This is a genomic window from Planosporangium mesophilum (assembly GCF_016863255.1).
GTDB classification, from domain to species: domain Bacteria; phylum Actinomycetota; class Actinomycetes; order Mycobacteriales; family Micromonosporaceae; genus Planosporangium; species Planosporangium mesophilum.
This window is the reverse complement of record NZ_BOON01000032.1, coordinates 134,124-145,855: the sequence shown is the minus strand read 5'-3', so window position 1 is coordinate 145,855 and position 11,732 is coordinate 134,124. Positions and strand designations below refer to the sequence as shown.

General features: G+C 72.0%; 10 protein-coding genes and 1 pseudogene. 7 read left to right on the top strand and 4 right to left on the bottom strand.

The genetic code is table 11. The annotated features are described in order from the left end of the window. Position 1: 1 nt before the first annotated feature. The 3 genes from Pme01_RS17680 (at position 2) to Pme01_RS17670 (ending at position 3,952) form a co-directional block, all read left to right on the top strand. Positions 2-160 (top strand): SapB/AmfS family lanthipeptide, encoded by a 159-nt coding sequence (locus Pme01_RS17680; RefSeq protein ID WP_168116116.1) that lies wholly within the window; start codon positions 2-4, stop codon positions 158-160. Positions 161-335: 175 nt separating this feature from the next. Then, a complete protein-coding gene (locus Pme01_RS17675; RefSeq protein WP_168116115.1) occupies positions 336-2,000 on the top strand; it encodes an ABC transporter ATP-binding protein in 1,665 nt (554 codons plus the stop codon). Continuing rightward, the gene (locus Pme01_RS17670) at positions 1,997-3,952 is read left to right on the top strand and encodes an ATP-binding cassette domain-containing protein (protein ID WP_239088293.1); all 1,956 of its coding nucleotides are present in this window, start codon (positions 1,997-1,999) and stop codon (positions 3,950-3,952) included. The genes Pme01_RS17675 and Pme01_RS17670 overlap by 4 nt, the downstream gene beginning before the upstream one ends. Here the strand turns inward: Pme01_RS17670 and Pme01_RS31090 are convergent. The 3 genes and pseudogenes from Pme01_RS31090 to Pme01_RS17655 form a co-directional block, all read right to left on the bottom strand. After that, positions 3,872-4,156, bottom strand: a pseudogene (locus tag Pme01_RS31090) (response regulator transcription factor); the annotation flags it as partial. The gene Pme01_RS17670 and the pseudogene Pme01_RS31090 sit on opposite strands and share 81 nt — an antisense overlap. Positions 4,157-4,760: 604 nt before the next feature. Beyond that, positions 4,761-5,291 (bottom strand): hypothetical protein, encoded by a 531-nt coding sequence (locus Pme01_RS17660; RefSeq protein WP_168116114.1) that lies wholly within the window; start codon positions 5,289-5,291, stop codon positions 4,761-4,763. A 596-nt stretch (positions 5,292-5,887) separates the two neighbouring features. Then, complete coding sequence (locus Pme01_RS17655) at positions 5,888-6,430, bottom strand: NUDIX hydrolase (protein ID WP_203935700.1); 543 nt, start codon at positions 6,428-6,430, stop codon at positions 5,888-5,890. Between the two features lie 84 nt (positions 6,431-6,514). On the opposite strand from Pme01_RS17655, the gene Pme01_RS17650 reads away from it, so the two are divergent. The 4 genes from Pme01_RS17650 (at position 6,515) to Pme01_RS17635 (ending at position 10,896) form a co-directional block, all read left to right on the top strand. Then, entirely contained in the window at positions 6,515-7,252 is a 738-nt protein-coding gene (locus Pme01_RS17650) for an alpha/beta hydrolase (protein WP_168116112.1), read from the top strand. Positions 7,253-7,300: 48 nt separating this feature from the next. Next, positions 7,301-8,281, top strand: a complete 981-nt coding sequence (locus tag Pme01_RS17645; RefSeq protein WP_203935699.1) for an alkaline phosphatase family protein — start codon at positions 7,301-7,303, stop codon at positions 8,279-8,281. Further along, entirely contained in the window at positions 8,278-9,267 is a 990-nt protein-coding gene (locus Pme01_RS17640; protein WP_203935698.1) for an alkaline phosphatase family protein, read from the top strand. The genes Pme01_RS17645 and Pme01_RS17640 overlap by 4 nt, the downstream gene beginning before the upstream one ends. 153 nt (positions 9,268-9,420) lie before the next feature. Then, positions 9,421-10,896: a cellulase family glycosylhydrolase gene (locus Pme01_RS17635; RefSeq protein ID WP_203935697.1), complete on the top strand. Its 1,476-nt coding sequence runs from the start codon at positions 9,421-9,423 to the stop codon at positions 10,894-10,896. Between the two features lie 4 nt (positions 10,897-10,900). Here the strand turns inward: Pme01_RS17635 and dpgB are convergent, their stop codons facing one another. After that, the gene (gene dpgB, locus Pme01_RS17630) at positions 10,901-11,716 is read right to left on the bottom strand and encodes an enoyl-CoA-hydratase DpgB (protein ID WP_203935696.1); all 816 of its coding nucleotides are present in this window, start codon (positions 11,714-11,716) and stop codon (positions 10,901-10,903) included. Positions 11,717-11,732 lie beyond the last annotated feature (16 nt).

The following is an 11,732-nucleotide window of genomic DNA, read 5'->3' as shown; positions in this document are numbered from 1 at the left end:
AATGGCACTTCTCGACCTGCAGGCCATGGAGCCGGTCGCCCCCCAGACGGGTGGCGGCGGCGGTGGCGGCAGCGCCAGCAGCACCGGCTGCGGCGTCGACAGCTCCGCCAGCCTGCTGATCTGCTCGGCCAGCTCGCTGAGCACGGCCCACTGCCACTGATCGTCCCGGCAAAGGCATCAGTAAAACAGTGGCTCAGTAGCAAAACAGTGGCTCAGTAGCAGAACAGTGCTCAGTAGCACTGCGGTGTGGTCCCGGACGGTTCGCCCCGTCCGGGACCACTCACGATACCGGGCCGGCGACTCATGTGGAAAGAGCACGGACAGGAAGGAGCGAGGTGGCCGCGTTCGGTACCATCGCGCGCCGCGGTGGCGGCTGGCTGCCGGTGATCGGCGTGACGGCACTGGTCGGCACCGCCACCACGCTGGCGCTCCCCACGGTCCTCGGTCACGCGGTGGACGCGATCGTGGCCGGTACCGGCAGCGAACGCTGGCTGGCCTGGACCGCCGGGCTGATCGCGCTGAGCGTCGCGGTGAACCTCGTCGACGTGTACACCGGCGCGATCTGCGTCGCCGACGTCACCGCCTGGCTGCGCGAACGCCTGGTCCGAAAGATCCTGGCGGTCGGGCACCGGGGCGCCACCCGGTTCGACACCGGCGACCTGGTCAGCCGGGTCACCGGAAACGCCGCCGACGCCGCACAGGCCGGCCCGAGCCTCGTCACGGTCGGCACCGCCCTGGTACCACCGGTCGGCAGCCTGGTCCTGCTGGCCCTCATCGACCTCTGGATCGCCGTGGCGTTCCTGGCCGGACTGGCGCTGGTCGCGCTGGTGCTCACCGCGTTCACCCGGCGCACCTCCGACGTGATCGGCCGCTATCAGCAGGTCCAGGGCCGGCTCGCCACGCGGCTGACCGAGTCCCTGGCCGGCGCCCGTACCATCGCCGCCGCCGGCACCACCGACCTGGAGGAGCGGCGCATCCTGGCGCCGCTGCCGGAACTGCACGAGCACGGCTCGATGACCTGGCGGGTGCTGTCGCGCTCCGGCGGCCAGGCGGCGCTGGTCGGGCCGCTCGTCCAGGTCGTCGTCCTCGGTACCGGGGGGCTGGCGCTGGTGGCCGGGCGGATCAGCGCCGGTGAGCTCTTCGCCGCCGGCCAGTACGCGGCGATCGGCGCCGGCCTCGGCGGGCTGACCGGTGTGCTGAATCGGCTGGCCCGCGCCAGGGCCGGGGTGCGACGGATCGGGGAGGTGCTGGCCGAGCCCGGGATGGACTACGGCCGGTCCGCCGTACCGGACGGCCCCGGCACCGTCGAGCTGCGCGGGGTCACGGTGTGCCTGGGCGACACGCGGGTCCTGGACGACGTCCACCTGACCCTGCCGGGCGGTACCGAGGTCGCGCTGGTCGGACCGACCGGCGCGGGCAAGTCCGTCCTCGCGGCGGTCATCGCCCGGCTGATGGACCCGGACGCCGGCGTGGTCACGCTCGACGGCGTACCGCTGCCGGAGCTGCACCACGACGCGTTGCGGGCCGCCGTCGGCGTCGCCTTCGAACGGCCGGTACTGCTCGGCGACACCGTGGGCGAGGCGATCAGCGCCGGCCGCGACGCGATCGGGGTGGACACGGTCGCGGTACTGGGCGTCGCCACCGCCACCCGCGCGCACGACTTCGTCAGCAGGCTGCCCGACGGGTACCGCACCACGCTGGTCGACGCACCCATGTCCGGTGGCGAGGCGCAGCGGCTCGGCCTGGCCCGCGCCTGGCCCGCCCGCCGGCTACTGGTACTCGACGACGCGACGTCCAGTTTGGACATGGTGACCGAGATGCAGATCAGCCGGGCGCTGTCGGAGCACCACGGCGACCGTACCCGCCTGGTGGTGACCCATCGGGCCGCCGTGGCGGCCCGCGCCGATCTGGTGGTGTGGCTGGTGGAGGGTCGGGTCCGGGCGGTCGGTCCGCACCGGCGGCTGTGGGACGACCCGGCGTACCGGGCGGTGTTCCAGTGAGGCGCGAACTCGGAGTCGGCGTGGCGGCGCTGTGGCGACGGCCGCTCGCGTCGCTCGCCGCCTGGTCGGTACCGGAGACGCTCCCGACCATGGTGTCGGGGCTGGCCATCGCCCGCGCCCTCGACCGCGGGTTCCTGGCCGGCCGGCCGCTGGTCGGCCTGGGCTGGCTGGCCCTGCTGCTGGCCGCCGCCGCGATCAGCGCTGTCGGCGCCCGCCGGGTCTATCTCCACCTGGGCGATCTGGTGGAGCCGTTCCGCGACGACCTGGTACGCCGGGTGGTGGGCGGCGCACTGCGGCGCGCGGTCGCCCGCGAGCCCGACGACGGCGCCGTCGCCCGGCTGACCCACCAGGTGGAGATCGTCCGCGACTCGTACGGCGGCATGATCCTGGTCCTGCGCAACTTCCTGATGTTGCTCGTCGGCGCGGTGGTCGGGCTGTCGTCACTGGCACCGGTCATCCTGCTGCTCGTGCTGCCGCCGTTCGCGCTGGGCTGCGCGCTGTACGTGGCCAGCCTCGGCCTGGCCACCGCCGCGCAGCGGGCGTACATCCGCTCCGACGAACGGCTCGCCACGGCGGCGGGCACCGTGCTGGCCGGTACCCGGGACGTGGTCGCCTGCGGCGGCGAGGAGCACGCGACCGGCATGGTGACCGGGCCGATCCGGCAGTCCGCGGCCGCCGAGCGGCGGCTGGCCGGCGTCGGCGCCGTGCGTACCCTCTGCTTCGCCGTCGGTGGCTGGCTGCCGATGGTCCTGGTACTGGCCGCCGGGCCCTGGCTGCTGCGCCGGGGACTCACCGCGGGCGCCATCGTGGGCGGCCTGACCTACGTCCTCAGTGGACTCCAACCGGCGCTGAGCGCGGTGGTACAGGGCATGGGCGGCAGCGGGCTGCGGTTCGTGGTCACCCTGGGCCGCATCCTGGACGCGAGCGGCTCCGCGCCCGACAGCGTCACCGTGCCCGACAGCGTCACCGTGCCCACCGGGCACGCCGGACTCGCCTCGAACGGCCGGTCACCGAACGGGCGCGCCGGGGGGTGGCTCGCCACCGGGTACGAGCTCCGTGCGCTGTCGCTGACGTTCGCGTACGGGCCGCACGCCGCGCCGGTGCTCCGCCGGCTCGACCTGACGGTGCCGGAGCGGGACCACCTGGCCGTGGTCGGGCCCAGCGGCATCGGGAAGTCGACCCTGGCCAACCTGCTGTGCGGGCTGGCCCGCCCGGACGCCGGAACGGTCCTGCTGGGCGGCGTACCGGTACGGCGGCTGTCGGCGGACCGGCTCGTCGCCACCCGGGTGCTCATCCCGCAGGAGGCGTACGTCTTCGCCGGTACGGTCTGGGACAACCTCACGTACCTGCGGCCGACCGCGACGCCGGCCGAGGTCCACCTCGCGGTCTATGCGGTGGGCGCCCACCTCCTGGTGACCCGGTTGGGTGGCTGGCGGGCGGAGCTGTCGCCGGCCGAGCTGTCCGCCGGTGAACGGCAGCTCATCGGGCTGGTCCGCGCGTACCTGTCGCCGGCACCGGTGGCCGTGCTCGACGAGGCGACCTGCCACCTGGACCCGGCCGCCGAGCGGCGGGCCGAGGAGGCGTTCGCCGGGCGCGGCGGAACCCTGATCGTCATCGCACACCGGATGAGTTCGGCCCTGCGCGCCCGCCGCGTCCTGGTCCTGGACGGCGTGGGCGCCGCGGTCGGTGACCACGACGCCCTGATGGCTCACTCACCGCTGTACCGGGAACTGCTCGGCCACTGGCGGGGCGCGGCCGACGAGGGCCGGGTTCCGTCAGCGGTCGGCAGGTCAGATCCACCCCGCCTCCTCCGCGATGCGGATCGCCTCGATCCTGGTACGCGCCCCCGTCTTCGCGATGACCCGCGAGAGGTAGTTGCGGACGGTGCCGGGGCTCAGATAGAGCTCGGTCGCGATCTCCTTCGCCGGCGCGCCGTCCGCAGCGAGGCGTAGCACCTCGCGCTCCCGGTCGGTCAGGGGATTCTCTCTCGCGGTCAGCGCCGCCACGGCGACCTTCGCGTCGAGTACGGGCTCGCCGCGAACGAGCTGGCGCAGGCTCTCGACGAGCTGCCAGGGTGCCGCGTCGGCGGTGAGGACGCCGACCCGCGGGGCCAGCCGGGCCAGGGCGGTACTCAGGGCGCCCTGGCCCCGGTCCATCAGGACCAGAACCGCGCACCTCGGTACGGCAGCGCCCAGTTTCTCGCACAGGTCCGGCACGGTGAGTGAACCGGGTAGCCCATGGTCGAGCACGACCGCCTCGGGCTGCTTGCGCGCCGCGACGACCGACACCTCGTCGGTCTGATCAACTTCGGCGACCACCTCCAGGTCTTCTTCCTGAGACAGCACGGTGGCGAGCGCTTCCCGCCACACCCTTCCTTCCCGTCCGAGCAGGATTTGGATCAAACGTCCCCCTGTCTGGTCTCCGTGTGTGCCCGAACTTCCCCGTCGAGGCACAGCCCAACAACAGCGACTGGCCAAGTCGGGCGACGCATTACCGCGGTTGTTTGGTCTCTCTCCAATATCTGACATCGACTCGAAACATGCCATCGGAGGACGCGGATTACATGAGCCCAATGGCGAAACAAAATAGCCGCGCATAAGCATGCACTGGCTCGAAATAGACAATTCCCCGACACGATTCCCGGGATGACGTCCGCGCCGCTAGCTCATTACTCCGCAGTAGGCAAGGGTGCCGTTGTACGTGGTTTACGGCAATCCAAGCGGGGGTCATGGCCGTTCTGCCCCGGCGCGGAGGAGCGGATCATCCGCGGCGCAGCACCGCGGCACGGACCTGGCCGAACAACTTCTCGCTCTCGGCGGCCGGGCGGTTGAAGAAGAGCACCATCCCGAAACTGCCGTGATCGGCCCAGGCACACCCGGCGAGCGGCAGGGTCGTACCGCCGGCGACCAGCGTGCTGGAACCGCACCTGGTCAGACCGCCGAGCGGGCCGGGCGGTACGTCGTGCACATCGGACAGTGAGGGTCCGGCACCCTTGGCGAACCCCTGGAACGCGGAGTCGAGCACCTTGCCGGGGTCGAGCACGAGCTTCGTACCGGCGAACAGCATCACCATCCGTGTCGGGTCGCCGGTCGGGGCGTACACCGCGGCGACGGTGTCGGTCGTGCCGACGCTCGACCTGAGCTGCGCGCTCAGCTGGTCGATGAGCCGCCGCAACTGCGGGTCCTCGAGCTTCGACAGGCCGGCGACCTGGTCGGGGTTGTCGAGGGTCGAGGGGTACTCCTTGATGATCGGCTGCACCAGGGCCAGGCCGCCGATCGCGCAGACCAGCACCAGAGCACCGAGAACGCCCAGTACGACCTTTCCGACGGTGCGCTTCTTCCCGGTCGGTGGCGGCGGCGCCGGCCCGGAGCCCGACGGGTGGGGCGGCCGCCCCGGATGCCCGCGGCGGGCACCGTGACCCGGGTGCGCGTCGGGCTGCCCACGGTAACCGGGCGGGGGGCGATAAGCGGGCTGACCACCGTAACCGGGCGGGGGGCCATAACCGGGCTGACCACCGTAACCGGGGTAGCCGCCGGGCCGACCGTGACCCGGTCGGCCTGCCGCTGGAGGTGTCCATCCGGAGCCCGGCGCGGGCGGATATGTCTCGGACATTCTCAACCTCCCTCGCGGGAATTGACCCGAGCAGCCTAATACTTGTCGACCGGATGGAATATGCCCGCAGCGACAATTAGTTTGTCGATGATGGCTGATCAACTGCTAAGAATTAGCCGGTTGTCGCGTCGCGGCCGGACCATACCGAACCGGTGATCTTGTCCACGGCGTCCCGGCTCTTCGCCGTAATCCACGGACGATCCGCCAGGTACGAAATGCCGGAGGCGCCAAGCATCACCTCGCCGGAGGCGCCAAGCATCACCTCGCCGGAGGCGCTAAGCATCACCGAACATCCGGCCCACCCGGGCCAGGGCCTCCCGCAGGCTCGCCGAGGTGGTCAGGGCCTGCGCCTCGGGTACGGACAGCCACCGCAGCTCCGCCGCCGGGTTCTCCGGACGGACCGCCTCGGGGCGGTCCGTGGCCAGTACGAACCGCACGTCCGCGTGCTCGTGCGCCGGCTCACCGCCGCCGGCGGAGACCGGTACGACGACGACGTGCACGACGGCGCCGTCGGGCCAGGGCACGAGGTCGTCGAGCCCGGTCTCCTCGCGCCCCTCACGCAGCGCGATGGCGAGCGGGTCGGTCTCCCCCGGATCGGCGTGCCCACCGGTCTGGAGCCACGTTTGCTGCCGGGCGTGCCAGCGCAGCAGCACCCGTCGGGTGGGCGGGTGGACGATCAGCGCCGACGCGGTGACGTGCAGAGAGATCGAGCGCGACCAGGGGTCACCGGCCGCCAGCAGCGCGTGGACCCGTTCGAGGTCGGCGGCCTCGGTGGCGGTGCGCGGAACGTAACCGTCCAGGAAGTCAGTCGCCGTCACAGCGGCCCAGCGTACCGATCGTCGCGGAGAGTTTCCGGCGGGGAACCCGGAAGAGTTGGCGCGATCATGGGTAGGTGGGGGCGCATGTCCTCCATCACCGAACCGGCGCCACCCCACCCGCAGATCGAGGAGAACGCCCAGCACGGACGCCTCACCGCCCGCCCCGCCCGGCCGGTGTCCGCCTCCGCCAGGACCGGCCTGCTGTCGTTCGAGGGCCCGGCCGGCGACCTGCTGGGTCTCGCATATGTGCCCGCGCCGTGCGACGGTGCCGGGTACCGTCTGGCGCTGCTCCTGCACGGGGCCGGCGGCTCGCCGCGACACGGCCTGGACCTGCTGCTGCCCGTCGCCGACGAGCACCGGTTCCTGCTCCTGGCGCCCAAGTCCACGCTGGCCACCTGGGACGTCATCGTCGACGGCTTCGGCAAGGACGTGCGCCGGATCGACCGGATGCTCGAGGAGACCTTCGACGCGTACCCGGTCCAGGACGTCGTCGTGGGCGGCTTCTCCGACGGGGCGTCGTACGCGCTCTCGCTGGGGCTCACCAACGGTGACCTGTTCAGCGCCGTACTCGCGTTCTCCCCCGGGTTCGCCGCCCCACTGGTCCTGCACGGGCAGCCGCGGGTGTTCATCTCGCACGGCGTCGCCGACACGGTCCTGCCCGTCGACGCGTGCAGCCGGCGGCTCGTCCCGCGGTTGGAGGCCATGGCGTACCCGGTCGTGTACGACGAGTTCGACGGCGGCCACGAGGTACCCGGGCACGTCGTGAACCACGCGGTCTCCTGGCTGTTGTCGGGCGCCGAGGGGATGGTCCCGACGCCGTAGCGTAACCCTTTTCGCCTGTTCCATAGGTACCGGTCACCATATGTTCACGTGACCGAGGCAGCCTCGCTGGCGTTGTTCCCGCCAGGAGGTACCGCCGATGTCGCGTCACCCGCCGCGTACCTCAGCCGCGACCTGCGCGCCCGGGGCCAGCTGATGACGCAGTACCACGGGACCGCGCACAACAGCCTGCCCAACTATCTCGCCCAGGTCAGCGGACAGGGGCCGAACCCGCAGACCCAGGGCGACTGCCAGGTCTACTCCGACTTCGTCGCCGCCGGCACGGTCGCGCCCGATCAGGCCGTCGGCACCGGCTGCGTCTACCCGTCCTCGGTCAAGACCGTGGCCGACCAGCTCCAGGCCAAGGGTTTGACCTGGAAGGGGTACATGGAGGACATGGGTACGCCGTGCCGGCACCCGGCGGTCGGCGCCCCGGACGACACCCAGAAGGCGAAGCCGAACGACCAGTACGCGACGCGCCACAACCCGTTCGTGTACTTCCACTCGATCATCGACTCCCCGGCCTGTGCCGCCAACGACGTGCCGCTGGACCGGCTGACGACCGACCTGGCATCGATCGCCACGACGCCGAACCTGTCGTACCTCACGCCGAACCTCTGCGACGACGGCCACGACGCGCCCTGCGCGAACGGCGAGCCGGGCGGATTGGTGTCGGCCGATGCCTGGCTGGGCACCTGGGTACCACGCATCCTGAACTCACCGGCGTTCAAACAGGACGGACTGCTGATCGTGACGTTCGACGAGGCGGACAACCAGTCCCCGGACTCGGCGGCCGCCTGCTGCGGCGAGGGACCGGGACCGAACACCCCGGCGCCCGGCGGCTACGGCATGGGCGGCGGGCGGATCGGCGCCGTCGTGGTCTCCCCCTTCGTGACGCCGGGATCGTGGAACAACACGCCGTACAACCACTACGGGCTGCTGCGCACCATCGAGAACGCGTTCGGCCTGGCACCGCTGGGCTACGCGAGCACCGTCAGCGGCTTCGGTTCCGACGTCTGGAGTGCCCGTTGAGCAAGCTCACCCGCCGTACCCTCATCGGCGCCGCCGCCGGCCTCGCCGGTACCGCGGCGCTGCCGCCGCCCCGGGCCGAGTCGGCCACTGCGGCGCTGCCCACGCCAGCCGCCTCCGGCATCGACCACATCGTGGTCGTCATGATGGAGAACCGGTCGTTCGACCACTACCTGGGCTGGCTGCCCGGCGCCGACGGCAGGCAGGGCGGACTGTCCTATCTTGACCGGGCCGACGTACGCCACGCGACCCACCACCTCACCGACTACCAGGGCTGCGACCACCCCGACCCGGACCACTCGTACGAGGGTGGTCGGGTGCAGTACAACGGCGGGCGCTGCGACGGCTGGCTGCGTTCCGGACAGAACGACGAGTTCGCGATCGGCTACTACACCGACGCGGACCTCGCGTTCTACGGCAAGGCCGCGCGGTACTGGACGGCGTTCGACCGGTACTTCTCCGCCACCATGGCTGAGACCTACCCGAACCGGTTCTACCAGCACTCGGCGCAGACCGACCGGATCCACAACTCGACGGACCAGGCCACCATGCCGACGATCTGGGACCGGCTCGCCGACGCGGGTGTGTCCCGCGCGTACTACTACTACGACGTGCCGTTCCTGGCCCTGTACGGCACGAAGTACCTGTCGATCGCGCGCACGTACCCGCAGTTCCTCGCCGACGCGCAGGCCGGGACGCTGCCGGCGGTGTCGTTCCTGGACGCACAACGTGTACGACCACACCTCGGTCCTCAAGATGATCGAGTGGCGGTGGCGCCTGCCCGCGCTGACCGCGCGCGACGCCGCCGCCCGCAACCTGGCCGAGGCGCTCGACTTCAGCAAGGCACCGGACCTCACCGCGCCACGCTGGAGCGTGCCCGCCGCCGTCGGCCTGCCCTGCCCGGCCGGACAGTACGTCGACTACGAGGACTGGAAGAAACTCGCCGCAACCGCGCGGGCACTCGGTTGGCGGGTCAGCGGGTGACATAGGACGCCTAGCGGGGGGCGCTGTGCCGGGCGCAGGTAACCTCGGGCACAGCGCGCCCGCGGGTACAGCGAACCGCAGGCACGCACTTTCACCGACACGCAGCTTTCACCGACACCCAGCGCAGCAACGGCTTCGCGGACACGGAAGGACCTCGGGTGCGACAACGCGGAGCCGTACGGGGCGTCATGCTGGTCGCGGTCGTCATGGTCACAGCCGCGCCGGCGGGGTGCACCGCCAGGTCGGCCGGGAACCCGGCGTCGTCTCCCAGCCCGGGTGACTGCCAGATCAGGTACGTCGTCCGCCCCCAGCCCACCGGCTTCACCGCCGACGTCACCGTCACCAACACCGGTACCGGGCTGAAGAGCTGGGCCGTGGCGTACGACTTCCCCGCCGCCGACCAGCGGGTCTCCCAGGGTTGGAACGCCACCTGGTCGCAGGCCGGCACGCGCGTCACCGCCACCGGCCACGCCCCGCTGGGTGAGGGCGCGTCGGTGACCGCCGGCTTCAACGCCACCGGGGATCCGGGCGCGGTGCCCACCGGGTTCACCCTGAACGGCGTCGGCTGCACCAGCAGCGCCGACCGGCAGACGGAGGCGGCGTCGAGGCCGGGACCGGCTACGGCGCCGACGTTGCGCGTCGCCGGCAACAGGCTCGTCGACGCGGACGGGAACCCGGTCCCGCTCGTCGGCGTGAATCGCTCCGGCGGCGAGTTCATGTGCGTACACGGCGGCGGCTTCTGGGACGGCCCGGTCGACGACGGCGCCATCGCCAGCATCGCCACCTGGCACGTACGGGCCGTCCGCATCCCGCTCAACGCGGACTGCTGGCTCGCGACCAACCAGTCGCCGGCGCCGTACTCCGGCGCGAGCTACCGGCAGGCGGTCACGTCCCTGGTCACCACGCTGGAGGCGCGGGGCATCGTGCCGATCCTGGACCTGCACTGGACCGCCGGCACATGGACCGGCCGGGAGAGCCAGTGCACCGACACCAGGGCCACCTGCCAGAAGCCGGTGCCCGACGCGGAGCACTCGCCCGCCTTCTGGGCGTCGGTGGCCGACACGTTCCGCGCGGACGCCACGCCGATCTTCGACCTCTTCAACGAGCCGTACCCGGCCGACCTCGGCATCATGTCGCGCCAGCAGTCCTGGCAGTGCTGGCTGCACGGCAACTCGGCCTGCCCGGGGCTGAGCTACCGGGCCGCCGGGATGCAGGACCTGGTCGACGCGGTCCGCCGCACCGGCTCGTCCAACGTGGTCCTCGCCGGCGGCAACAGCTGGGCCGGCGACCTGACCGGGTGGCTGGCGCACCGGCCCACGGACCCGACCGGCAACCTCGGGGCGTCCTGGCACTCGTACGACCGCAACTCGTGCAACCAGGCCGAGTGCTGGGACCGCCAGATCGCGCCGGTGGCCGCGCAGGTACCGGTGGTCGCCACCGAGATCGGCGAGCACGACTGTACGGGCGCCTACGTGTCGAACCTTATGCCGTGGCTGGACGCGCACACGGCCGGCTACCTGGCCTGGACCTGGAACACCTGGGACTGCCGCAGTGGGCCGGCGCTGATCACCAACTACGACGGCACGGCGACGCCGTACGGCGCCGCCGTCCGGGACCACCTGCTGAGCAGGTAAGCCGCTATCCGGCGGCGCCCGGCATGCCAGACGCCGCGTCCGGGCCGGTACTGGCCAGCCGCAGCGCGCGGTCACAGGCGGCCAGGTGCGCGCCGAGCGCGTCCTCGAAGGACGTCGAGGACGCCTCGAACAGCAGCTGGCGGCGGATGGACAGCTCCTTGCCGCTGAGGCCGGCGAACGTGTTGAGCACCTCCCGGCACCTCGACGCGGCGTCGTCGACGACCTCGTCGAGCAGGCCCCACTCGCGGGCACGCGCCGCGTCGATCTCGGTACCGAACAGCGCCGCGGACCGCGCCCGCGCCACGCCGACCTGGTTGGCCAGCCGGTGCAGCGCCATGCCGGGCCACGTGTTGCGCCCGACCGAGGAGACCCCGAGCCGGGCGTACCGGCTCGCGATGCGGTAGTCGGTGGTGAGCAGGACGTCCAGCGCCGGGCCCCGGCAGGCGCCGTCGACCACGGTCACGGTGAGCGCGGGAAGGCGCTCCAACCGGCGCAACGCGCGCTCCCACTGGTTGACGGTGTGCACGCTGACGTCGTACGGCCACGGTTGGTCGCTGGTGCCACCGAGGTGGCCGGCGCCGTCGGCCGCGCCGACGTGGCCGCCGCCGTCGGCCGCGCCGACGGAACCGCCGCCGTCGGCCGCGCCGACGGAACCGCCGCCGTCGGCCGCGCCGACGATCCGTACCAGCAGACTGGCGTCCTTCTTGCCGTCGCCGACCTGTCGGCAGACCGCGTCGACGGACTCCACCAGCTCGGCCGAGAGCACGGCCGCACCGTTCAGCTCGAGGTAGAAGTCGGTCAGCCGTGACAGTTCCGTCACCTCAGTACCCCCGCTG